The 21,068-nt window shown below is 70.3% G+C and carries 23 protein-coding genes; 9 read left to right on the plus strand and 14 right to left on the minus strand.

What is annotated here, in order from left to right; genetic code table 11:
* Window positions 1-35: 35 nt before the first annotated feature.
* On the plus strand, window positions 36-797 hold the full coding sequence (gloB, locus tag JNK30_RS16910; protein ID WP_293483951.1) for a hydroxyacylglutathione hydrolase: 762 nt from the start codon (window positions 36-38) through the stop codon (window positions 795-797).
* An 86-nt stretch (window positions 798-883) separates the two neighbouring features.
* Here gloB and JNK30_RS16915 read toward each other — a convergent pair whose 3' ends face one another.
* From JNK30_RS16915 to JNK30_RS16930, 5 genes are all read right to left on the minus strand, one after another.
* Entirely contained in the window at window positions 884-1,486 is a 603-nt protein-coding gene (locus JNK30_RS16915) for an SMI1/KNR4 family protein (RefSeq protein WP_293483953.1), read from the minus strand.
* Window positions 1,483-2,415 (minus strand): DNA/RNA non-specific endonuclease, encoded by a 933-nt coding sequence (locus JNK30_RS23010; protein WP_367118759.1) that lies wholly within the window; start codon window positions 2,413-2,415, stop codon window positions 1,483-1,485. Before JNK30_RS23010 ends, JNK30_RS16915 begins: the two co-directional genes overlap by 4 nt.
* Window positions 2,416-2,513: 98 nt before the next feature.
* Window positions 2,514-3,248, minus strand: coding sequence for a DUF4908 domain-containing protein (locus JNK30_RS16920; RefSeq protein WP_293483955.1), 735 nt, complete (start codon window positions 3,246-3,248; stop codon window positions 2,514-2,516).
* Window positions 3,249-3,336: 88 nt separating this feature from the next.
* Window positions 3,337-4,062: an acetoacetyl-CoA reductase gene (gene phbB / locus JNK30_RS16925; protein WP_293483957.1), complete on the minus strand. Its 726-nt coding sequence runs from the start codon at window positions 4,060-4,062 to the stop codon at window positions 3,337-3,339.
* Between the two features lie 60 nt (window positions 4,063-4,122).
* Window positions 4,123-5,298, minus strand: a complete 1,176-nt coding sequence (locus JNK30_RS16930; RefSeq protein WP_293483958.1) for an acetyl-CoA C-acetyltransferase — start codon at window positions 5,296-5,298, stop codon at window positions 4,123-4,125.
* A 174-nt stretch (window positions 5,299-5,472) separates the two neighbouring features.
* On the opposite strand from JNK30_RS16930, the gene phaR reads away from it, so the two are divergent.
* Together phaR and JNK30_RS16940 are read left to right on the plus strand one after the other, a co-directional pair.
* Entirely contained in the window at window positions 5,473-6,102 is a 630-nt protein-coding gene (gene phaR / locus JNK30_RS16935; RefSeq protein WP_293483960.1) for a polyhydroxyalkanoate synthesis repressor PhaR, read from the plus strand.
* Between the two features lie 48 nt (window positions 6,103-6,150).
* Window positions 6,151-6,483, plus strand: coding sequence for a hypothetical protein (locus JNK30_RS16940; RefSeq protein ID WP_293483962.1), 333 nt, complete (start codon window positions 6,151-6,153; stop codon window positions 6,481-6,483).
* Window positions 6,484-6,535: 52 nt separating this feature from the next.
* Here JNK30_RS16940 and JNK30_RS16945 read toward each other — a convergent pair whose 3' ends face one another.
* Both JNK30_RS16945 and JNK30_RS16950 read right to left on the minus strand, forming a co-directional pair.
* Window positions 6,536-6,844: a helix-turn-helix domain-containing protein gene (locus JNK30_RS16945; RefSeq protein ID WP_293483964.1), complete on the minus strand. Its 309-nt coding sequence runs from the start codon at window positions 6,842-6,844 to the stop codon at window positions 6,536-6,538.
* A gap of 154 nt (window positions 6,845-6,998) precedes the next feature.
* On the minus strand, window positions 6,999-7,724 hold the full coding sequence (locus tag JNK30_RS16950; protein ID WP_293483966.1) for a glycosyltransferase family 2 protein: 726 nt from the start codon (window positions 7,722-7,724) through the stop codon (window positions 6,999-7,001).
* A gap of 57 nt (window positions 7,725-7,781) precedes the next feature.
* On the opposite strand from JNK30_RS16950, the gene JNK30_RS16955 reads away from it, so the two are divergent.
* From JNK30_RS16955 to JNK30_RS16965, 3 genes are read left to right on the plus strand one after another with little or no spacing between them, the layout of a single operon-like run.
* Complete coding sequence (locus JNK30_RS16955; RefSeq protein WP_293483968.1) at window positions 7,782-9,473, plus strand: glycosyltransferase family 39 protein; 1,692 nt, start codon at window positions 7,782-7,784, stop codon at window positions 9,471-9,473.
* The gene (locus tag JNK30_RS16960; protein ID WP_293483970.1) at window positions 9,470-10,387 is read left to right on the plus strand and encodes a hydroxymethylglutaryl-CoA lyase; all 918 of its coding nucleotides are present in this window, start codon (window positions 9,470-9,472) and stop codon (window positions 10,385-10,387) included. Before JNK30_RS16955 ends, JNK30_RS16960 begins: the two co-directional genes overlap by 4 nt.
* Before the next feature lie 51 nt (window positions 10,388-10,438).
* The gene (locus JNK30_RS16965) at window positions 10,439-11,245 is read left to right on the plus strand and encodes a DUF5694 domain-containing protein (protein ID WP_293483972.1); all 807 of its coding nucleotides are present in this window, start codon (window positions 10,439-10,441) and stop codon (window positions 11,243-11,245) included.
* Here the strand turns inward: JNK30_RS16965 and JNK30_RS16970 are convergent.
* From JNK30_RS16970 to yidD, 3 genes are read right to left on the minus strand one after another with little or no spacing between them, the layout of a single operon-like run.
* On the minus strand, window positions 11,230-12,165 hold the full coding sequence (locus JNK30_RS16970) for a glycosyltransferase family 2 protein (protein ID WP_293483974.1): 936 nt from the start codon (window positions 12,163-12,165) through the stop codon (window positions 11,230-11,232). The two genes, JNK30_RS16965 and JNK30_RS16970, sit on opposite strands and share 16 nt — an antisense overlap.
* Complete coding sequence (gene thrS, locus JNK30_RS16975; RefSeq protein ID WP_293483976.1) at window positions 12,162-14,138, minus strand: threonine--tRNA ligase; 1,977 nt, start codon at window positions 14,136-14,138, stop codon at window positions 12,162-12,164. The genes JNK30_RS16970 and thrS overlap by 4 nt, the downstream gene beginning before the upstream one ends.
* Window positions 14,135-14,407: a membrane protein insertion efficiency factor YidD gene (gene yidD / locus JNK30_RS16980; RefSeq protein WP_293483978.1), complete on the minus strand. Its 273-nt coding sequence runs from the start codon at window positions 14,405-14,407 to the stop codon at window positions 14,135-14,137. Before yidD ends, thrS begins: the two co-directional genes overlap by 4 nt.
* Before the next feature lie 329 nt (window positions 14,408-14,736).
* Between yidD and JNK30_RS16985 the strand changes: the two genes are divergently transcribed.
* Window positions 14,737-15,702 carry a hypothetical protein gene (locus JNK30_RS16985; protein ID WP_293483980.1) on the plus strand — a complete coding sequence of 322 codons (966 nt, stop codon included), beginning with the start codon at window positions 14,737-14,739 and terminating at the stop codon, window positions 15,700-15,702.
* Here JNK30_RS16985 and JNK30_RS16990 read toward each other — a convergent pair.
* Window positions 15,699-16,331 carry a TetR family transcriptional regulator gene (locus JNK30_RS16990; RefSeq protein ID WP_293483982.1) on the minus strand — a complete coding sequence of 211 codons (633 nt, stop codon included), beginning with the start codon at window positions 16,329-16,331 and terminating at the stop codon, window positions 15,699-15,701. The two genes, JNK30_RS16985 and JNK30_RS16990, sit on opposite strands and share 4 nt — an antisense overlap.
* A 103-nt stretch (window positions 16,332-16,434) precedes the next feature.
* Here JNK30_RS16990 and JNK30_RS16995 point away from each other — a divergent pair, with 103 nt between their 5' ends.
* Complete coding sequence (locus JNK30_RS16995) at window positions 16,435-18,765, plus strand: TonB-dependent receptor (RefSeq protein WP_293483984.1); 2,331 nt, start codon at window positions 16,435-16,437, stop codon at window positions 18,763-18,765.
* 18 nt (window positions 18,766-18,783) lie between these two features.
* Entirely contained in the window at window positions 18,784-19,845 is a 1,062-nt protein-coding gene (locus JNK30_RS17000; RefSeq protein WP_293483986.1) for a hypothetical protein, read from the plus strand.
* Window positions 19,846-19,950: 105 nt separating this feature from the next.
* Here the strand turns inward: JNK30_RS17000 and JNK30_RS17005 are convergent, their stop codons facing one another.
* The 3 genes from JNK30_RS17005 to JNK30_RS17015 are packed head-to-tail and all read right to left on the minus strand — an operon-like array spanning window position 19,951 to window position 21,051.
* Window positions 19,951-20,241, minus strand: coding sequence for a hypothetical protein (locus tag JNK30_RS17005; RefSeq protein ID WP_293483987.1), 291 nt, complete (start codon window positions 20,239-20,241; stop codon window positions 19,951-19,953).
* The gene (locus JNK30_RS17010; protein WP_293483989.1) at window positions 20,241-20,687 is read right to left on the minus strand and encodes an iron-sulfur cluster assembly scaffold protein; all 447 of its coding nucleotides are present in this window, start codon (window positions 20,685-20,687) and stop codon (window positions 20,241-20,243) included. Before JNK30_RS17010 ends, JNK30_RS17005 begins: the two co-directional genes overlap by 1 nt.
* Before the next feature lie 40 nt (window positions 20,688-20,727).
* On the minus strand, window positions 20,728-21,051 hold the full coding sequence (locus JNK30_RS17015) for an NIPSNAP family protein (RefSeq protein WP_293483991.1): 324 nt from the start codon (window positions 21,049-21,051) through the stop codon (window positions 20,728-20,730).
* Window positions 21,052-21,068: the final 17 nt, after the last annotated feature.

Consider the following 21,068-nt stretch of genomic DNA (forward strand, 5'->3'; position numbering starts at 1 on the left):
CCAGCCTAAATCGTGTGCCGCCCCCGGAGCTTCCCATGCCGCTGACCGTCCACCAGTTCCCCTGCCTCTCCGACAACTACGGCTTCCTCGTGCGCGACGAGGCCACCGGCAAGACGGCCTGCATCGACACGCCCGAGACCGCGGCGATCCTGCGCGAGCTGGAGACGCTGGGCTGGGAGCTGGACATGATCCTCAACACCCACTGGCACCCGGACCACGCCGGCGGCAACGCCGACATCAAGGCGGTCACGGGCTGCACCATCGTCGGGCCGCAGGAGGTCACCCGCATCGCCCCCCTGGACCGCGAGGTCGGCCAGGGCGACGTGGTCGAGCTGGGCGAGACCCGCTTCCGGGTGCTGGACACCGGGGGGCACACCCTGGGTCATGTGAGCTTCGTGGACGACGCCGACCGCATCGCCTTCGTGGGCGACACCCTGTTCGCCCTGGGCTGCGGGCGCCTGTTCGAGGGGACCGCCGAGCAGATGTGGGAGAGCCTGCAGCAGCTGGCCGCCCTGCCCGACGACACCACCGTCTACTGCGCCCACGAGTATACCGCCTCCAACGCCCGCTTCGCGCTCTCGGTGGACGAGTCCCAGGCCCTGAAGGACCGCGCCGCCCAGATCTTCGCGGCCCGCGAGAAGGGCGAGTGGACGGTGCCCACCACCATCGGCCTGGAGAAGGCCACCAACCCGTTCCTGCGCGCGCCGGCCCTGGCGGCCAAGGTGGGGGCGGCGGGCGCCCCCGACCACCAGGCCTTCGCCGCCGTCCGCGAGGCCAAGGACAACTTCAAGGGCTGACGCATCGGGGGCGCAGACCTCGGGGCCGATGGGCGCTCGCGACGGCCAGAGGGGATGTCGCAAACGTGGCCGTCGTCGCGAGCGCCCTAGAACTGCTCGCGCCTCGCCATTGGCGAACGCCCAGCCCTCCCGAAGCTGCCCATCCTCCAACTCGCCTGGACGGTGAACGGCGGGTCCAGACTGGAGACAAAGAAGGGCGGGTCCCAGGGCAGGAGGTCGGGGAAGGACTCAGGCCTTAGCGTGCCTGTCGCCAAGCCGCTGAGAAAGTCAGTAAGGTCGCAAGCGATCAACTCGATGCCGGCGTTGTCGTGATCATGGATCGCGATCGTCCAATCCCGCGGCTCGCCACGCATCAGCCAGCAGAGTTCATCGCCGTTATCGGTGCCCCCGAACGGAAGAAGGCCGCCCTTCTCCGGCCACAGGGGATAGGGGACCTCGCCGACTTCGCGCATGACTTTGCAGACCCGGGACGCCTGATGCTCCAGTCGGACGTTTGGATTCCTCGATCGCGGAAGGTTTACGCTCAGGAACTGCATGAAATAGCAGTGCCCGTAGAGCCGAACGAAGTCCTTGTAGTCCGGTGGAAGGGCCGTCTGAAGTTCGCGCTCGAGGGGCTCCCAGGGACCCAGGAACGGCTCGCCGGGCCGCTCGGGCGGCGGCGCGGCGGCGATGAGGCGCGCGATACTCACCGGCGCAGGCCAGAGGGGTTTGCGATGACCTTCGCCGTGGAGCGGCGAGAGCCGCGGGCTGTCATGAGAATCATGCCGGGCGGCTTTGCGCCGCCACGACCGTCGTAGATCGGTGTCACTGAGTACTCGACCACTTCCCCGGACCTGGCCCTGCGAGCCACATCGTTCTCGAAGACCTTCATGTGGCTGTTGTTTGTGGGATCCTGACGCAGGGTCACGAAGTTTCGACGGTCGTTGTATGACCCGTCCAGCTGAGCGGCGTGCAGGTGACCGCGCGCCTCACGGTACCTCCGGCCATCGCCCTGCCAACCGGGTGGCTGAATTCGGCGGTCGGCCCTTCGCCCCGGCCCCACCATGTCACGCGTGACGAATGCACTCGTGCCCTGTGGATTCCCAAACGCGTCAAGCTCACGATACATTATCGGCTCTCGCGGCAGATGAGGCGGCTCCGGTGCAGAGCGCCTCGGGGGAGGCCCACCACGGGGGAAGCCGCCTCGGGGCGCGCGTCCGGTCATCGCCGTATCGGCGAGACCTACGCCGACGAGGGCCGCGTCCCTGGTGCTTTGCTGAGCCCCCAATGCCGTTGCCGCCAGGTACCCGAGACTTCCAATTGGGCTCTGCGCCATGAATCGGACCCTCTCCGCGGCGCGTCGCTGTTCTTCCCGCGCCTCTGGGGTGAGGCCGTCCGCGGGATCGGGGACAGGGATCAAGACGTTGGCGCGCCCATTGTCGACCTCGACGAAGGTCTGACCACCTCGCGAAACGGTCATCCTCAGGCTCGGCGAAGCCTGGCGAAGGGCGCTCAGCAGCAGGGACGATGATGTGGGGAAGCTGGAGAACGGGTGAGGGAAAACGCCACCAACGCCGGGAGGCGGCATACGAGGATCTGAAGACGATCGCGCGGGTTCGCGCGACGACGGCTTGACCATGGATTTCCTCGACGTGTGGCCTCATGCTGAGAAGCCCAAGAGAAAAGGGTCTCAGAAAAAGGCCGTTTTGTCAAGAACAGAGACGGAACATTGTCCCTCTACCGCCCCGCCGCGACCTGCATGATGCGCTTCGACGACGGGCGACCCGCGAGACCCTGGGACGGGGCGACGACGATGCGGAGCACGCCGTCCTTGAGGGTCACGGTGGGCTTCTTGCCCTCTTCGAACCGCACGATGTTGAACTGGCCGAAGACGCTGCGGCCGCCGCGGCGTTCGGCCGCCATGCGGATGAAGGCGAGGCTGGTGACGAGGGCGGCGTCGCCCACCAGGGCCGAACCCGCGGGCGTCACGCGGCGGGCCTCGAAGACGATCGTGCGCCGCGCCACGCGGCCCGAGCGGTAGCTGGCCTGCAGGAGCCGCTCGCCGAGGGCGCCGGGGCTCAGCGGCGCGAGCCGCAGCGGGAAGCCGCCGCCCGCCAGCGAGACGGCCTCGCCGTTGGGCCGTTCGTCCGAGAAGAGGGTGAGCCCGCCCAGGCGGGTGGCGCGCAGGACGGGCTCGCCCAGTTCGTCCTTGTAGATCACGTCGCCGCGGGGCGCGGGGCTCGGGGCCAGCACCCACACCTCGGGGCTGTCCTCGAACTTGAGCATGGGCGTGGGCTGGGTGCGGTCCAGGACGAAGACCCGGCCTTCCTCGGACACGAAGCGGGCGACCGGCGGGCCGGCCACCTGGCCGCCGGACCGCCTGGCCAGGCTGTCCCGCAGGCGATCGACCGGGCCGGCGTCGGCCGCCGCGGGCGCGCCAAGCGCCACGGCGCCCAGCAGCGCCGCCACCATGGCCCTCCTCGACGCCGTCCGCTCACCTTTCATGACAGGTCAGCAGATGCCCGTGGATCGGGGCGTTTTTTCGACGCGGCGAGGGCTTTCACCCGACCATGTACTGTCCGCCGTTGAGGGATAGCGTCGCCCCCGTCACATAGCCTGCCCGTTCGCCGGCCAGGAACGCGACCATGTCGGCGATCTCGTCGCCGGTCCCGAGTCGGCCCACCGGAATCTGCGCGACGATCCCTTCCAGAACCTTTTCGGGGACGGCCTGCACCATCTCGGTGTCGATGTAGCCGGGGGCGATGCAGTTCACGGTGACGCCCTTGCGGGCGTTCTCGAGCGCGAGCGCCTTGGTGAAGCCGATCATCCCGGCCTTGGCGGCCGAGTAGTTGGTCTGCCCCATCTGGCCCTTCTGGCCGTTGATCGACGAGATGTTGACGATCCGGCCCCAGCCGCGGTCGCGCATGCCCTCGATGACCTGGCGGGTCATGTTGAAGAGGGAGTCCATGTTGACGCGGATGACCTCGCTCCACTGCTCCGAGGTCATCTTGTGGAAGACGCCGTCGCGGGTGATGCCGGCGTTGTTCACCAGCACGTCGATGGGCCCAAGCTCCCGCTCGACGGCCTCGGCGGCGTGCTTGCAGTCCATGAAGTTGCCGACGTTGCCCTTGATGACCATGGCGCCGGTCTCGCGCTTGAGCGCCTCGGCCGCGGCGTCGTTGCCGGAATAGCCGGCCGCCACCTTCATCCCGTCGGCGCACAGCCGCTCGACGATCGCCCGACCGATGCCACGGGTTCCGCCCGTGACCAGCGCTACCCTGGCCATGCCGTCCTTACCTCCCTGCGCAACTCATCCCCGGGGGCGGTTGGTCCGCCGCTCGGACAATCAGACTTTCTCGACGCACATGGCGACGCCCATGCCGCCGCCGACGCAAAGCGTCGCGAGACCCTTCTTTGCGTCGCCGCGGTTCATCTCGTGCAGCAGCGTGGTCAGGATCCGGGCGCCCGAGGCGCCGATGGGGTGGCCGATGGCGATCGCGCCGCCGTTCACGTTCACCTTCGCCGGATCCAGCCCCAGCTCGCGCACGACGCACAGGGCCTGGGCCGCGAACGCCTCGTTCGACTCGACGAGGTCGAGGTCGCTCACCCTCCAGCCGGCCTTCTCCAGCGCCTTGCGGCTGGCGGGAATGGGACCCGTGCCCATGATCTCGGGCTCGACGCCCGCGTGGGCCCACGACGCGATCCGGGCCAGCGGCTTCAGCCCGCGCTTCTTGGCTTCCTCGGCGCTCATCAGCACCAGGGCGGCCGCGCCGTCGTTCAGGCCCGACGCGTTGGCCGCGGTGACCGAGCCTTCCTTGTTGAACGCCGGCCGCAGGCCCGCCATCGCCTCGATCGTCGCGCCGTGACGGATGTACTCGTCGTCGGCCACCACCGTGTCGCCCTTGCGGCCCTTGATCGTCACCGGGACGATCTCGTCCTTGAACTTGCCCGCCTTCTGCGCCGCCTCGGCCCGGTTCTGGGAGGTGACGGCGAACTTGTCCTGGTCCTCGCGGGTGATCTGCCAGCGGGCGGCGATGTTCTCGGCGGTCTGGCCCATGTGGTAGCCATGGAAGGCGTCCCACAGGCCGTCCTTGATCATGGTGTCGACGAGGGCCAGGTCGCCCATCTTCTGCCCGCCGCGCAGCTGCTGGGCGTGGGGCGACTGGCTCATGCTCTCCTGGCCGCCGGCGATGACGATGTCGGCCGAGCCGTCGAGGATCTGCTGGGCCGCCAGCGCCACCGCGCGCAGGCCCGAACCGCAGAGCTGGTTCAGGCTCCACGCCGGAGCCTCCACCGGGATGCCGGCGTTCACCGCCGCCTGGCGCGCCGGACCCTGCCCGGCGCCGGCCTGCAGCACCTGGCCCATGATGACTTCCTGGACGTCGCTGGCCTGGATGCCGGCCCGCTCCACCGCGGCCTGGATGGCCGCCTTGCCCAGGTCGTGGGCCGGCAGGCCGGACAGCGCGCCGTTGAACGAGCCCACCGGCGTGCGGGCGGCGGAGACGATGACGATGTCGGTCATGGTTGATCCCGAAGCTTTTTTCAGACGGCCCTGCCTTCATCTATCGGCTCGCCGCCGACGGACGGCAAGGCGCTTTCGCGCTTTTGGCGATGCCATTTGCTTATGCGCTCGCATGCGCGATAGTGCGCTGCGAAAGAGGGCCTCCAGCTTCAGGGGCCACGACAAGGATCAGGGATGGCTGACACCCAGGGCACGGGCTCGGACGCGGCGTCCGGCGAGCGCGTCGTCATCAAGAAGTACGCCAACCGGCGGCTCTACAACACCGCGTCGTCCAGCTACGTGACGCTCGAGCATCTCTCGGAAATGGTGAAGCAGGGCGTGGACTTCGTGGTCTACGACGCGAAGACCAACGAGGACATCACGCGCACGGTCCTCACCCAGATCATCTTCGAGGAGGAGGAGAAGAGCCAGGGCCAGAACCTGCTTCCGATCCAGTTCCTTCGGCAGCTCATCAGCTTCTACGGCAACTCGATGCAGGCGTTCCTGCCCAGCTACCTGGAGCTCTCGATGCAGAGTTTCACCCAGCAGCAGGAGCGGCTCCGTCAGCAGCTCTCGACCTTTGGCCAGGCCGGCGGCATGGCGGCCTACGAGGAGCAGATCCGCCAGAACCTGCAGCTCTTCGACCGGGCGATGAAGATGTTCTCGCCCTTCGCGTTCGCCCCGCCGACCCCGGCCCAGCAGCGCCCCGACGAGGCGCCGGCGACTCAACCGAAAAGCGAATCCGCTAGCGAGGAAGCGTTAACACTCTTGCGCAAGCAGATGTCGGAGATGCAGGCTCAGCTCGACAAGCTCGCCAAGGGCTGAGTCGACAAGGGCCGGTTGTGGCCCACGCATTGCAGGTTGTGCGGCAAGATGTCTCGCATTGACCGCGTCCGACGTGCGGTCCAGGCGCATTCGGCGTCGAGGACCTCTCCGGGCCGAGCGCAAACGCCCGGCGGACCGGCCACGACGGGCCTGCCGGTCCCGGTCGCGCCGATCGCGGCCCACCGGACCTTCCGCGAAGAGACCCGCCCCGGCCACAGCGAGCTCGCCGCACACCTGATGGGCCAGGACGGCCAGCGCCGCGGCCTGCGCGCCGGGCCCGCCCTGGTTAACGTCGCCCAGGCCGCCTACAACCGTGTGGAGTGGTCCGGCAGCTTCGACCGGCGCGCGCGCAAGGGGACTTTGGGCCGCACCGAGGTCTGAAGCCCGCATCTCCGCCTCGCCCCCCCCGGACGCGCCGGGGACGACGAAGCCTTCAGCCCCGCAGCCGCTTCAGCTCCGCCTCCAGGACCGCCACGCGGCGCTCCAGCTCGGCGATCCGCGCGTCCGGCGAGGACGCGGGGACGGGTGTCGAGACCCCGGCGCGGTGGGCGACTTCGGCCGGCGTGACGCCCAGCAGCTCGGCAAAGGCCGCCACCTGCCCGGCGGAAAGTTCCCTCTGGTCCTTGAAGACCTCGGCGAGCTCGGCCTCGCCCAGGCCGCCGACCGCCGCCATGACGGCGCGCGAGAGGCCCCGCTCCGAGAGCTTTTCATCGAACCAGGGGGCGTCGAAGAAGAGGGCCATGGGCTCCGGCTCGGCTGGCGCCGGACTTGCTTAACCAAGTTCGACCCTGCCCGCCACGGAGCCGCACATGCTCGTCTTCCTCTCGCGCTTCGTCGACATCGCCGTGGTCACGCTGATCCTCAGCGCCTTCACCTGAGTCGGGCCGGGGCGCCGCTCAGGCTTCGTCGACGCCGCCCGGATCGCGCGCCCGGGACTGCAGCCACATCACGCCCAGGAGGTCGCTGAGCGAGGCCGCGAGCCGGCCGAGGTTGGTGTACTTCGAGCGGCCGCTCTGGCGGTGGCGATGGCCCACCGGCCGGAACGCCACCTGATAGCCTTCGCGAAGCATCAGCGCCGGCAGGTAGCGGTGGATGTGGTCGAAGTACGGGAGCCTCAGGAAGGCGTCCCGGCGGAAGGCCTTGAGCCCGCATCCGGTATCGTTGGCGGTGTCGCCCAGAAGCCGCCTCCGCACGCCGTTGCCGATCCGCGAGGCGACCTTCTTGGCCCGGCTGTCCTGGCGCCTCACGCGCTCGCCGCCGACGAGCGCCAGCCCGGGCGGGCCGGCGGCCAGCGCGTCCGCCAACGCGGGGCCGTCGGCCGGATCGTTCTGTCCGTCCCCGTCCAGCGTGACCACGATCGGGGCCCGGGCCGCGAGGATCCCCGTCCGCAGCGCACGGCTCTGCCCGGCGTTGCTGCGGTGGGCGAGCACGCGCAGTTGCGGGATCTCGGCCCGCAGGGCCGTCAGCGCCGCCCTCGTGCCGTCTCGGCTGGCGTCGTCGACGAACAGGATCTCGAACGCCCGGCCGGCGAAGGCCGCGGCGATCTCGCGCGCCAGGGCCGGCGCGGCGCCCTCCTCGTCGTAGACGGGAACCACCACGGAGATGTCCGGCGCGAAAGCCATGCGCGACCTCCATAGCGGAAAAGGCGCGGCGGGAAAGGATCGTGCTATCTGGGCGGGATGACGCTGGGCGAGAGGCTGGATCGGTGGAGCGGGGGCTGGCGCGGCCCGGCGCTGGCGGCGTTCATCGCCTTCCTCGCCGGCCTGCCGGGCCTGGTCGCGGTGCCGCCGCTGGATCGCGACGAGAGCCGCTTCGCCCAGGCCACGGCCCAGATGATCGAGAGCGGCGACTATGTGGTCATCCGCTTTCAGGACGCGCCCCGGTTCAAGAAGCCGGTGGGCATCCACTGGCTTCAGGCGGTCAGCGTGCGCGCCGTCTCCGCGCCGGAAGCGCGGCAGATCTGGGCCTACCGGCTCCCGTCGCTGCTGGGGGCCATGCTGGCGGCCGCGGCCTGCGCCTGGGGGGCGTCCGCGTTCTTCGGGGCCCGCGCGGGGCTGGTGGCGGGCGCGCTGCTGGGCGCCAGCTTCCTGCTCTCCACCGAAGCCTTCATCGCCAAGACCGACGCGGCGCTCGCGGGCGCGACGACGCTGGCGCTCGCGGCCCTGGGACGCATCTACGCCGCGCACCGGGGCGGCCCGGCCTCGTCCCGCGGCGCGGTCTGGATCTTCTGGGGCGCCCTGGCGGCCGCCATCCTCATCAAGGGACCGGTCGGCCTGCTGGTCGCGACCCTGACCATCGTCACCCTCGCCCTGTGGGACCGCCGTGCGGGCTGGCTCGCCGACCTGAGATGGTGGTGGGGACTGGTCATCATCCTCGCCGTGGCCGGCCCCTGGGCCGGAGCCGTCACGGTGGCGACCGACGGCGGGTTCTGGACCGAGGCGGTGGGCTCGGACCTCGCGCCGAAGCTCGCCGGGGGGCAGGAAACCCACGGCGCGCCGCCCGGCTACCATGCGCTCCTGACCCCCATCCTGGCCTTCCCGATCACCGTGCTGCTGCCCGCCGCCGCGCTGGTGGCGTGGCGGCGCCGGGACGAGCCGGGAGTCCGCTTCGCCGTCGCCTGGCTCGTGCCGACGTGGATCGCCTTCGAGCTGTTGCCCACCAAGCTGCCGCACTACCTGATGCCGGCCTATGCGCCCCTGGCCTGGCTGGCGGCGCGGGCGCTCGCCGAGCCGCTCGCCGGCCCCGTCCGGTGGCTGGGGGCCGCCCTGTCCGGGGCGGTGGGCCTGGGCCTCGCCGCGGGCATCTTCTACCTGCTGTCGCAGTACGGGGACACGGCCGACGCCTGGCCGGCGACGGTGGCCGCCGCGCTGCTGGCCGCCGCGGGGCTCGCCAGCGCCTACCTGATGCTGCGCCGGGCGCCCGAACCTGCCGCCGCCGCGGCGCTGGTCCTGGGCCTGTTCGGACACGGCGTGCTGGCGGCCGGCGTGGCCCCGCGGCTCGAACCGCTGTGGCTCTCGCCGCGGCTGGAGCGGGCGCTCGACGAGGCCCGGCTGCTTCCCAGGCAGGGACTGGCCGAAGCGCCGGTGGCCGTCGCCGGCTTCGCCGAGCCGAGCCTGGTGTTCGCGCTGGGCACCGCAACCGAACTCGACGGCCCGGCCGAGGCGGCCCAGGCCGTTCTGGAGAGGCGGCCCGCGATCGTCGAGGCGCGCGAGGAGGCCGAGTTCCGCCGGCAGCTCGCCGCCCGCGGCGTCCAGGCCAGGCAGGTCGCCGAGGTGACCGGGGTCAACTACTCCAAGGGTGATCCGATGGCGCTTAGGGTCTATGTGGCGCCCGAAGTGGCGGCGAAGATGGCGGACGAGGCAGGACGATGACGCGGCGGATCGAGATCGTCGAAGTGGGGCCCCGCGACGGCCTGCAGAACGAGAAGACGCTGTTCGACGTCGGCGAGAAGCTGGAGATGATCCAGCGGCTCGAGGCCGCCGGCGCGCGGCGCATGGAGGTGGTCTCGTTTGTCAATCCCAAGCGCGTGCCGCAGATGGCCGGCGCCGAGGAGATCATGGCCGCCCTGCCCCACAAGGACGGGCGCTCGCGCATCGGCCTGGTGCTGAACATGCGCGGCTGGGAGCGTTGCCTCGACGCGGGCTGCGACGAGGCCAATGTGGTGGTCTGCGCCACCGACGGGTTCGGCATCCGCAACCAGGGCGCCTCGGTCGACGAGCAGGTCACGGCCCTGGCGAACATCATGGGCGTCCGCCGCAAGGAGGACCCGCCGGTCACCATGACGGTCTCGGTGGCCTTCGGCTGTCCGTTCGAGGGCGAGGTGCCGGAAGAGCGCGTGGTCGAGATCGTCAGGGCGGCGGCCGACATGCGCGTGGCCGAGATCGCGCTGGCCGACACGATCGGGGTCGCCGACCCGTGGACGGTGCGCCGCCGCGTCGAAGCCGCCCGGAAGGCCGCGGGCCACATCCCGCTGCGCCTGCATTTCCACGACACCCGGAACACGGGGCTGGCCAACGCCTTCGCCGGCGTGGAGGCGGGCGTCGATATCCTGGACGCCAGCGTCGGCGGCCTGGGCGGCTGCCCGTTCGCCCCCAACGCCACGGGCAACATCGGCACCGAGGATCTCGTCTACATGCTGGAGCGCGCGGGCTTCGAGACGGGCTACGACCTGGGCCAGCTCATCGAGATCGGCAACTGGGCCTCGGAGAAGCTGGGCAAGCGCGTGGCCTCCTCGGTGGCGCGCGCCGGTGCGTTTCCCCAGGCGCGGGCCGAGGCGGCCAGCTGAACAAGACTTAACTGTGCGCGCCGACGCGGCGCAGCTATTCGGCCGGTCGTCATGCAAGACGTCCTGCCCCTGCTCGCCAGTCTGACCGCCTCCTGCGCCGTGGCGGCCGCGCCGCTGGTCGCCGAAGCGGCCTCGCCCCCCGTCGAGGTCATGATCGTGGGCGACTTCCACATGTCCAACCCGGGAGCGGACCTGCACAACACAGAGGTCGATGACGTCCTCACGCCGGCCCGCCAGGCGGAGATCCAGCGCGTGACCGACGGGCTGGCGAGGTTCCGGCCCACGGTGGTCGCGGCCGAGTGGCCGGCCGGGACCGTGGCCGAGCGCTATGCCACGTACCTGGAGGGCGCTCTCCCCGCGTCGAGAAACGAGGTGGTGCAGCTCGGCTTCCGCCTGGCGAAGCAGACCGGCGCCCGCATGATCGGCATCGATGTGGAGGGAGACTTCCCTTACGAGGCTGTCCAGGCCTACGCCCAGGCGCACGGCCAGACCGGCGTGCTCAACGACGCCGAGCGCGAGATCGCCGCGCAGGTAGCCGAGCAGAGCGGATTGCTCCGAGCGAGGGGCGTCGCGCCCACACTGCGCTATCTGAACGATCCCGTCCGGATCGCCCGGGACAACGCGTTCTATCGCGCCATGGCGCGCGTCGGCGGCGGGACCGAGCAGCCGGGCGTGGACCTGCTCACCGCTTGGTATCGGCGCAACTTCGCGATCTGCGCCAACCTGGTCCAGGCGGCGAAGCCGGGCGACCGCGTCGTGGTGTTCTACGGCGCCGGCCACACCTTCCTGCTGCGCCAGTGCGTGGCCGAGACCCCCGGCCTCAAGCTCGTGGAGCCGAACGCCTACCTGCCGCGCTGAAGCCGCCGCACGAGGGGGCGGGCCACGGCGGCTGCGACGACCAGCGGCGCCAGCAGCCAGGCGCCCAGCTTCTGCCCGCCCGTCTCGGCGCGCTTGCGGAAGTAGCGGGCCAGGCCCACGCCCTTGTGGAACTCGACCTTCAGCGGACTGGTCTGGCTGGTGCCGCCGATGTGGATCACCTCGGCCTGGGGGTGGAACAGGACTTCGCCGCCCATCTGCCGGACGCGCCAGCAGAGGTCGACGTCCTCCACGTGCAGGAAGTAGTCCTCGTCGAAGCCGCCGACGTAGTCGAAGTCCTCGCGCCGCATGCAGAAGCACGCGCCCGAGATGGTCGGCGCAGGCGCCGCGCGGTCGGGCAGGCGCTCGCCCTCCCAGTGCACCTCGTAGCGGCCAAGCGCCGGCACGCTCTTCGCGAGGCCGCTCATGCTCATGAGCGCGGACAGCGGCGTGATCTCGCCGCGCCGCGCGCCGCGCTGCTCGGTGCGGTCCGGATTCAGCACCCGGCCGCCCACGATGCAGGGGATCGGCCGGCCCTCGATCTCGCGCGCGAGGGCCGCGATACAGCCCGGCTGCAGGAAGGCGTCGGGGTTGAGGAAGACGATCAGCTCGCCCCTGGCGGTCCGCGCGCCCAGGTTGGCCGCCCGGGCGAAACCGACGTTGCCGTGGCCGCTCACGACCGTCACCCGCGCGTCCCGTTCGGCCAGATCCCGCAGGTGCGCGGCCTCGGCCGGGGCCGAGCCGTTGTCCACGATGACGAACTCGTCCACCAGCGGGTCGCTCAGGACGCAGGCGAGACTCTCGGTGAGCGCCTCGCCCGTGAAGTAGGTCACCATCACCACCGACACGCTGCGGCGCGACCGCAGGATCTCTCCCGCCGGCGCAGCTTCCGCAGCGATCACCGGGGCGACGACGCCGTTCATCCAACCTCCCCGCCGGCGGCCGTCCCCACGGTCGCTGCGTCATGCCCCCGTCCCCGGGCAATGTCCGGCGGAAGGGCCTCCAAGGCAAGGACGTTGCAGGCCTCGTCCAGCCCCAGGATCTGCTGGCCGTCGGAACCGAGGCGCCGCAGGGCCACCTTGCCCTCTTCCGCCTCACGACGGCCGACGACGGCGATGACCGGCGTCTTCGCCAGGCTGTGCTCGCGGATCTTGTAGTTGATCTTCTCGTTGCGCAGGTCCGTCTCGACCCGCAGGCCGGCCGCGCGCAGGCGGGCGGCGGCCTTCAGGGCGAAGTCGTCGGCGTCGGACGTGATCGTCGCCACCACCACCTGCACCGGCGAGAGCCACAGCGGGAAGGCGCCGGCGTAGTTCTCGATCAGCACGCCGAGGAAACGCTCGAACGACCCGAGGATCGCCCGGTGCAGCATCACCGGCTTGTGCTTCTGCCCGTCCTCGCCGACGAACTCGGCGCCCAGCCGGTCCGGCAGCACGTAGTCGTTCTGGATCGTCCCGCACGTCCAAGACCGGCCGATGGCGTCCTTGAGCTGGAAGTCGAGCTTCGGCGCGTAGAAGGCCCCGTCGCCCTCGGCCACCACCGGCTCGACGCCCGCCTTGCGGGCGGCGTCCAGGAGCTGCGCCTCGGCCATGTCCCAGAACGCGTCCGTGCCGGCGCGCGGGTTGGGCCGCGTGCCCAGCGTGATGTGGTCGCGCACCAGGCCGAAGTCCTCGTGGATCGACGTGGCCAGCTCGATGAACGAGGCCACCTCGTCGACGATCTGGTCCTCGCGGCAGAAGATGTGCGCGTCGTCCTGCGTGAACGCCCTCACCCGCATCAGCCCGTGGAGGGCGCCGGACGGCTCGTACCGGTGGCAGGCGCCGAACTCGGCCATCCGCAGCGGCAGGTCGCGGTAGCTCTTCTGGCCGAAGCTGAAGATCTGGATGTGGCCCGGGCAGTTCATCGGCTTCAGGGCCAGCTCCTCGCCCTCGACCGTCTCGCAGACGAACATGTTGGGCCGGTAGTTCTCCCAGTGGCCCGACTTTTCCCAGAAGACGCGGTCCAGCACCTGCGGCGTGCGGACCTCCACGTAGCCGGCGTCGGCCAGGCGGCGGCGCATGTAGGCCTCCACCGTGCGCCACAGGGTCAGGCCCTTCTCGTGCCAGAAGACCATGCCCCGGCCCTCTTCCTGCATGTGGAAGAGGTCCATCTGCCGGCCGATCTTGCGGTGGTCGCGCTTCTCGGCCTCCTCGACCCGCTTCAGGTAGGCCTCGAGGTCGGCCTCGCTCGCCCACGCGGTGCCGTAGATGCGCTGGAGCATCGGGTTGTTGCTGTCGCCGCGCCAGTAGGCGCCCGCCAGCTTCGTCAGCTTGAACGCCTTGCCGGCCGCCTTCGTCGACGGGAGGTGCGGCCCGCGGCACAGGTCCTTCCACTGGCCCTGGCGGTACACCGTGATGGGCTCCTCGCCGGGAATGCCCTCGATGATCTGCGCCTTGTACTCCTCGCCGATCGACCGGAAGTGGGCGATCGCCTCCTGGCGGTTCCAGACCTCGCGCCGGATCGGCTCGTCGCGGTCGACGATCTCCTTCATGCGCTGCTCGATCCTGGCCAAGTCATCCAGGCTGAACGGCTCGTCGCGAGCGAAGTCGTAGTAGAAGCCGTCCTCGATCGCCGGGCCGATGGTCACCTGCGTGCCGGGGAACAGCTCCTGCACCGCCTCGGCCAGGATGTGGCTGACGTCGTGGCGGATCGTCTCCAGCGCCTCGGGGGCGTTGCGGTCGAGGATCTCGAACCGGCCGCCTCGCTCCAGCGGCCGCTCCACGTCCAGGAGCTCGCCGTCCAGCTTCACCAGGATGGCGCGCTTGGCCAGCGATGGGGCGATCGAGGCCGCCACGTCGCGGCCCGTCACGCCGGGCTCGAACTCGCGTTTCGAACCGTCGGGGAAAATCAGGTCGATCATGTCTCTTCACACTTCCAGTCGCGCGCCCGGCGCTCGGCCTTTGGGCGCGGAGGCGGCGGCGGGTCCCAGCCCGATCCGCCCCAGGGATGGCAACGACACAGCCGCCGGACGGTGAGCACGCTCCCCCGCCAGGGGCCGTGGCCGATCAGGGCCTGCGCGGCGTACTCCGAGCATGTCGGGAAGTACCGGCAGTGCCGCCCGATCAGCGGCGACAGCGTCAGCTTGTAGGCGCGTAGAAGGCCTCTGACGCATCTCTCGTAGAAGCTCATGCCGGCTGCGGACTTGCGATTGCAGGCCCGGGCTTACGCCCAAGACCCCGAGAGGTTCAAGCCGCGCCGGCGGTCATAGTTCGCGCAGTCGCCGTCGCCGGCGTCCGCGGCCGGTCGAGGCGGGCAACGATGTCCGACGCACGAAGCATGGCGGAATCCAAGGCGAACTCGAAGGCGGGCGTGTACCACAGGCCGCACGGCAACGGAACCTCCGCGCCGCCCCGCGAGTCGCGGCAACTGCGCGTTGGTGGACACAGCGGCCAAGCTTGGCCCTAATGCGAACCAAGGTTCTCAAAACGCGGGCGACACGGGCCACGCGGGGGGGAAGCGTGATAGAGACCAGGACGCGCGCCGCGTTCGAACGGATGGTGACGTCCGGCGCGGGGGACGCCGGCGCGCTCGCCTCCGGTCTCCGGCGCGAGGTGACGGGCGTCGGTCTGCGCGCGCTGGCCGCCAAGCTCCTGCACGTGGCCATCTGCGACCCTTCCCGCATGGCGGACGTCTATGACAATGCGGCGAACGGCTGGCTCAACGGTCCGGTGTTCGCCCCCAACTTCCGCGGCGCGACCGCGCTCGCGCCCAGCGACGACTTCTGGCGGACCCTCTGGGATGTGATGGACGTCCCTGCGGCCTCGCGCCAGCGGGTCGCCTTCGCCGAGGAGATCATGCGCCTTGCGGGGCTGCTGAGCCCCGAGCTCAACGTGCGGGCCGCCGCGGCGGCGCGCGACGTGCGGGGCGTCGGGTCCGCGGCCTCGAGCGGCCTGCCGACACGGCCGTTCGATCCGGACCGTCTGGCGGCTTATCCTCCGAGCACCCTGGGCGGGATGCTGCGGCTGGAGATGGCTGCAAGGGGACGAACGGGGGAGATTGCCGGCGCCGACGAACTCGGTCTCGCCGACCTGCCCGCACCGCTCGACTACACCAACGCGCGTGCGCTGCAGTGCCACCTCATCTGGGCGGTGGTGGGGGGGTACTCGGCCGGGCAGCTCGACGACATCGCGCTGGCGGCGTTCCAGATGGGGCAGTTCCGGCACCCCTTCTCGGCGCTGGTGGTGGGCCTCACCGTGATGACGATCGCGATCGACCGGCCGCAGGGGCTGGAACTGGTCTTGGACTCCATCTTCAAGGGCTGGATGCACGGGCGCGAGACGCCGCTTCTCCTCGGCGTCGACTGGGAGGGGCTGATGGGCCTGCAGCTCGAGGCGGTCCGGGACCGTCTTCATGTGCGGGCCTTCGAGTCCCCCATGGCCGCGGCGCTCCGCAAATGGAGCGAGGGCCGCGGACCCGCCAACTAGCCGGCGGCGAGGCCCCTGAGAAACGTCTCCGCGACGGCGCGTCCGTAGGCGTCGGTCGTCTGCGGGGATCCTGCGTCGGGCAGGACGCTGGTGACGCTCAGCTTGCTGGAAAAGGCGTACTGGCACGCGCCGACGATCATCAGATAGGCCATCCTCGGGTCGACGGGCCGGAAGAGGCCCGCGCGGATGCCATCCTCGAGGATCGTGCGGAGGGCGCCGGTCAGGGGCTCGACCATGTCGCGCGCGATGGTCCTCGAGGTGTCGGACGACTCGTCGTGCAGGAGGAGGTTCAGGAGCCCGTTGAGGTAGGGCTTGCGGGCATAGTTGCGGACGATGCCCAGGATGTGCAGCCGCAGCTTCTCCTTCGGATCGGCGTCCGACGCGGCGAGGCGCTCGAGCTGGCGGATCGCCGGCTCCATGTCGCGGCGCGCGAGCTCCAGGAAGAGCGCTTCCTTCGTCCCGAAGTGATAGGTCACCAGCGGCGCGGTCACGCCTGCGCGGCGCGCGATCGACTGGAGCGACACGTTCGGGGAGCCCGCCTCGGTCATCTCGGCGCGGGCGGCTTCGACCAGCTGGTCGCGAGCGTCATGGTCGGCGTGGCGGCGACGGACCGCGACTCCTGGCCCCATGCGACCCCCCTGGACGCTGCGCCGGCCCGCTTGCCAGCATCCGCAGCCATCGGTACTTTATGCGCATAAAGGCAAGCGCGTCCAGCGCTGCGAGGAGGGGTAGATGCTTCGTTCCATGCTTCTTGGGTCCGTGTCGCTGGCGCTGCTGGCGCCCGCCGCCGCCCATGCCCAGGCCGCCGACACCGGCGTCGGCGTCGAGGAGGTCGTCGTCACCGCCCAGAAGCGGGCCGAGAACGTGCAGGACGTTCCGATCTCGGTCACCGCGTTCAGCGGCAAGGCCCTCGAGGCGGCCGGCGTGCAGGATGTGCGCGACCTGCGGCGCATCACCCCCAACCTGAGCCTGTCCACCTCGGGCCAGGTCACCAACACGCGGGTCCAGATCCGCGGGATCGGCACCGCCGGCAACACCGCCATCGAGCCCAGCGTCGGCTTCTTCCTGGACGGCATCTACGTCCCGCGCATCGGCGCGCTCCTCTCGGGCCTCAACGACATCAGCTCGGTCGAAGTCCTGCGCGGGCCGCAGGGCACGCTCTTCGGGCGCAACGCCTCGGTGGGCGCGCTGCTCCTGCGCACGACCGATCCCGGCCCGGACTTCACGGCCGAGGTCTTCGGCTCGATCGGCAACTACGGCCGCAACCGGGCCTCGGCGATCGTGAACATGCCGATCAACGAGACGCTGTCGACGCGGGTCTCGCTCCTGGCTTTCGAGGGCGACGGCTTCACCCGCAACGACCTGACCGGCAAGCGGGTCGGCCGCAACAAGGGCTTCTCCTCGCGCGTGAGCGTGAAGTGGGAGATCGTCCCGGAGCTGACCTGGACCCTGAAGGGCGACTACCAGCACCTGACCGGAGACGGCCAGATCGCGCCCACCGTCATCGAGAAGACCGTCACGCCGACGGCGGCGGCCAACTTCCGCACGCGCCTGGACCCGGATCAGGCCGGACCGCTGACGGGCCAGACCCCCTACCTGACCGGCACCTACCGCCGGCGCGTCTTCCAGAACGAGGAGGGCGACCTCCAGGACTACCAGACCGGCGTCTCCAGCGACCTGACCTGGGACCTGCCGTCCGGCTTCACCGTCAAGCTGCTGAGCGGCTACCGCGACTGGCACGACCGCCAGTACCAGGACTCGGGCATCTATGTGCCGCAGCCGTTCCAGACCCGGCAGTCGACCTTCGACAGCCAGAGCCACTCGCAGGAGCTTCAGCTGCTCTCGCCGAAGGACCTGCTGGCCGGTAAGGCGAACTTCGTGGCGGGCCTCTACTACTACGAAGAGGACTACGACATTAACCAGGCGGGCGACCTGTTCCCCGCCTTCTGCTCGGTGTTCCTGCGCAACACCAGCACCGCCGCCCGCGTGGCGCTGTGCCAGGCGAACCCGCTGAAGGACGCCTCGAAGTCGTTCTTCAGCCAGACCACCAAATCCTACGCGGCCTACGCCCAGGGCACGTACAACATCACCGAGCAGCTGTCGGTGACCGCCGGCCTCCGGTACTCCAAGGACGACAAGGACGGCATCTTCCGCGCCGTGACCCTGAACCCGGCGGCGGCCCAGGCCCCCGAGGTGACTCCGCTCACCCACAACAAGGACAAGATCACCTACCGGTTCAACGTCAGCTACCGGCCGAACGACGACGTCATGCTGTTCGCCAGCTACGCCACGGGCTTCAAATCGGGCGGCTTCGACGCCAGCCCCGGCACGACGGGCCCCGTCGGGGCGGTCAACCGCACGTTCAACCCCGAGACCACCAAGAACTACGAGGTGGGGATCAAGTCCGAGTTCTTCGACCGCCGGCTGCAGGCCAACGCCACGGTCTACCGGACGGACATCGCGGAGTTCCAGTTCCGCAGCTACGACGGCCTGCAGTTCCGGGTCCGCAACAACGGCGAAGTGCGCCAGCAGGGCGTCGAGTTCGACCTCGTCGGCCGACCCCTTCCGCCCCTGACCCTGACGTTCTCCGCCGCCTACCTGGACTCCAAGTACACGGACTTCCGCGGCGCGCCGCCGCTTCCGGCCTTCACGGCTATCCAGGACCTCACCGGCGAGCGGCTGCCCTTCTCGCCGAAGTGGCAGGGCGCGGCCTCGGCGCAGTACGTGGGCGACCTGCCGAACGGCATGACCTGGCTGGCCCGGGGCGACATGGCCTTCACGAGCAGCCAGAACCTGAGCGCGTCCGGCGACAACAACCCGGACGCCGTGCAGGGCGGCTACGCCCAGTTCGGCGCACGGCTGGCGATCCGCGGCCCCGAGCAGCGTTGGGAGCTGGCCCTGACCGGCCAGAACCTGACCAAGGAAGACTACTGCGTGGTCATCTTCAATCAGCCGAACAACGCAGCTTTCGGACTCAACAACCCCGCCACGGGGGGTACGGTGCTGCGGTGCGCCCTCAACGAGCCGCGGACGATCGCCGTGGAGGCGCGTGCGCGGTTCTGACCTGACGGAGACGGAAGCATGATGTCACGGCGAGGGGCGCTGGCGGGATTCGGCCTTGCGATGGGCGCATCGCCCGCCCTCGCCGCCGGCGCGCGCTACACGGTCCGCCGGCTGGTGGACCGTCCGATCATCACGCCCGGCATGGACGCCCGCATGGGCGCCAACATCGAGGGCCCGTCGCTGATCCGCGCCCCGGACTGGCTGCCCGGCCGGATGGGGCGCTACTACCTCTATTTCGCCGACCACAAGGGCGACTACATCCGGCTCGCCTACGCCGACCGGCTCGAAGGCCCCTGGAAAATCCACGCGCCGGGTTCGCTGCAACTGGCCCAGTCGGGCCTGCCCACGACGCCGCCCCAGGCGACGCCGGAGCAGCTGGCGAGACTGCAGGCCGCCGGCGGCGGGGCCGACCGGGCGCCGCCCGGCACGCCGGGCATCCCCGCCCCGATCGACGATGCGACCCTGCCGCACCTGGCCTCGCCCGACGTGCATGTGGACGAGGCCGGCCGCCGGATCGTCATGTACTTCCACGGCCTGGGCGGTCTCAACGAGCAGTACAGCAAGGCGGCCGTCTCGCCCGACGGCGTGAACTTCAAGCCCGTCACGGGCCGGATCGGCCCCTCCTACATGCGCGTCTTCCGCCACCAGGGCTGGGTCTACGCCCAGGCCATGCCGGGACTGTTCCTTCGCTCGAGAGACGGGTTCACCGACTGGGAGACGGGTCCGCGCCTGTTCCCGACGAACCAGCGCCACAGCGCGCTCCTGCTGCGCGGCGACACCCTTCACGTCTTCTGGACGCGGGTGGGCGACGCGCCCGAGAGCATCCTGGCCTCGACCATCGACATCTCGGGCGACTGGATGGGCTGGAAGGCCAGCGAGCCGGTTGTCGTGATGCGGCCGGAACGGCCGTGGGAGGGCGCTGACCTGCCCGTCGAGCGCTCGTACCGCAGCGCCGTCTTCCACCCGGTGAACCAGCTGCGCGACCCGTGCATCTACGAGGAGGACGGGCGCGTGTACCTGCTCTACGCCCTGAAGGGCGAGGGCGGGATCGGCATCGCCGAGCTCACGGTCCGGGCCTAGAGCCGGCTCAATTCGATATCAGGGATTCAAAGGCTCCCGACCGTCCCGGCGAATGCCGGGACCCAGATCCACGTGCGAGATCTTGTTTGGAGGAGCTCCGCTGCGTCAGCCCCGGGGAAGCTCGCGGATCTCCACCGTTCCCCCGGCCTCGAACACCGGGTTGCCGGACAGCAGGCTCCGCGCGGCGGCGAAATCCTTGGCGGTGACGCGGATGAAGCCGGAGATGTGGGCCGTGGGCTCGGGCGCGGCGCCCGACTTCTTCACGCACTCGCCGTCGCCGATCTCGCTGCCGCCCTGGAACACGCCCGCCTCGCGAAGGCGCGTGAGGTAGGGGTCCCAGTCGAGCCCGCCGTCCCCGGACGCGTCGTCATGGTGCAGGAAGATGAAGTCCGGCATCAGGCTCTGCGCTCCCCATTCCGCGCGACCGCTTCGCGCACCGCCTCGGCCGCCGCCTCGAAGGCGAGCAGCGTCGAGGTGTGACGGGCGGGATAATCCTTCACCGCGGCCAGCAGCGCCAGATCGGCGAACCGGCCCTCGGGCGCGGGCCCGCCCGCCTTCAGCATCGCGCGAAAGGCGTCCCGGGTTCCCTCCAGCTCGGAAAGACTGGCGCCGATCACGTTCGCGCCCAGCACCGAGGCCGCCGCTTGGCCCAGGGCGCAGGCCTTCACGTCCTGGGCGAAGTCGCTGACCTGGTCGCCCTCGACCTTGACGTCCACCACCACCCGGCTGCCGCAGAGCTTCGAGACCTTCTCGGACGAGGCGTGCGCGTCGGGCAGCCGTCCCAGCCGCGGCGTCTCGGCGGCGAGCCGCAGGACCTTGCCCGAGTAGAGGTCGTCGATCATGGCGCTTAGGTCGGGGTTCGCGGCCGCGGAGTCAAACGCCTCAGGCCGGCGGGGGCAGCTGGAAGAAGGGAGCGGGCGTGAGGATCTGGTTCTCCTGCGCCGTCACCAGCCCCGCGATCTCCTTGACGTACCCCAGCCACTCCGGATCGCTCCAGAGCTCCGCCCGGCGGCGAGCCCGATCCTCCATGTCGGCGTAGGCCCACAGGTGGATGACCTTGTTGAGCTCGCCCACCTCGATGGAATAGTAGCCCACCATGTGCCCCAGGATGCGCTTCTGCACCGGAGCGCCCTTCTCGCCGTAGATCTTGAAGTAGCGGGCGGTCGCGCCCACGGCGAGCGTGTAGGTCCTCATCTCGACGATCATGCGGCCTCCCCGGCGGC

Origin of the sequence: Phenylobacterium sp., assembly GCF_016793225.1 — a bacterium.
Classification (GTDB): domain Bacteria; phylum Pseudomonadota; class Alphaproteobacteria; order Caulobacterales; family Caulobacteraceae; genus Phenylobacterium.

Bases quoted from the DNA above. Each gene is read 5' to 3' on its own strand.
- thrS (WP_293483976.1), bottom strand. From the start codon at position 14,138: ATGATCGACCTGATTTTCCCCGACGGTTCGAAACGCGAGTTCGAGCCC.
- JNK30_RS17015 (WP_293483991.1), bottom strand. From the start codon at position 21,051: ATGATCGTCGAGATGAGGACCTACACGCTCGCCGTGGGCGCGACCGCC.
- JNK30_RS16940 (WP_293483962.1), top strand. From the start codon at position 6,151: ATGTCTCGCATTGACCGCGTCCGACGTGCGGTCCAGGCGCATTCGGCG.
- JNK30_RS16950 (WP_293483966.1), bottom strand. From the start codon at position 7,724: ATGGCTTTCGCGCCGGACATCTCCGTGGTGGTTCCCGTCTACGACGAG.
- gloB (WP_293483951.1), top strand. From the start codon at position 36: ATGCCGCTGACCGTCCACCAGTTCCCCTGCCTCTCCGACAACTACGGC.
- yidD (WP_293483978.1), bottom strand. From the start codon at position 14,407: ATGAGCTTCTACGAGAGATGCGTCAGAGGCCTTCTACGCGCCTACAAG.
- JNK30_RS16945 (WP_293483964.1), bottom strand. From the start codon at position 6,844: ATGGCCCTCTTCTTCGACGCCCCCTGGTTCGATGAAAAGCTCTCGGAG.
- JNK30_RS16955 (WP_293483968.1), top strand. From the start codon at position 7,782: ATGACGCTGGGCGAGAGGCTGGATCGGTGGAGCGGGGGCTGGCGCGGC.
- JNK30_RS23010 (WP_367118759.1), bottom strand. From the start codon at position 2,415: ATGGTCAAGCCGTCGTCGCGCGAACCCGCGCGATCGTCTTCAGATCCT.
- JNK30_RS16960 (WP_293483970.1), top strand. From the start codon at position 9,470: ATGACGCGGCGGATCGAGATCGTCGAAGTGGGGCCCCGCGACGGCCTG.
- phbB (WP_293483957.1), bottom strand. From the start codon at position 4,062: ATGGCCAGGGTAGCGCTGGTCACGGGCGGAACCCGTGGCATCGGTCGG.
- JNK30_RS16970 (WP_293483974.1), bottom strand. From the start codon at position 12,165: ATGAACGGCGTCGTCGCCCCGGTGATCGCTGCGGAAGCTGCGCCGGCG.
- JNK30_RS16990 (WP_293483982.1), bottom strand. From the start codon at position 16,331: ATGGGGCCAGGAGTCGCGGTCCGTCGCCGCCACGCCGACCATGACGCT.
- JNK30_RS16920 (WP_293483955.1), bottom strand. From the start codon at position 3,248: ATGGTGGCGGCGCTGCTGGGCGCCGTGGCGCTTGGCGCGCCCGCGGCG.
- JNK30_RS17000 (WP_293483986.1), top strand. From the start codon at position 18,784: ATGATGTCACGGCGAGGGGCGCTGGCGGGATTCGGCCTTGCGATGGGC.
- JNK30_RS16995 (WP_293483984.1), top strand. From the start codon at position 16,435: ATGCTTCGTTCCATGCTTCTTGGGTCCGTGTCGCTGGCGCTGCTGGCG.
- JNK30_RS16930 (WP_293483958.1), bottom strand. From the start codon at position 5,298: ATGACCGACATCGTCATCGTCTCCGCCGCCCGCACGCCGGTGGGCTCG.
- JNK30_RS17010 (WP_293483989.1), bottom strand. From the start codon at position 20,687: ATGATCGACGACCTCTACTCGGGCAAGGTCCTGCGGCTCGCCGCCGAG.
- JNK30_RS16965 (WP_293483972.1), top strand. From the start codon at position 10,439: ATGCAAGACGTCCTGCCCCTGCTCGCCAGTCTGACCGCCTCCTGCGCC.
- phaR (WP_293483960.1), top strand. From the start codon at position 5,473: ATGGCTGACACCCAGGGCACGGGCTCGGACGCGGCGTCCGGCGAGCGC.
- JNK30_RS17005 (WP_293483987.1), bottom strand. From the start codon at position 20,241: ATGCCGGACTTCATCTTCCTGCACCATGACGACGCGTCCGGGGACGGC.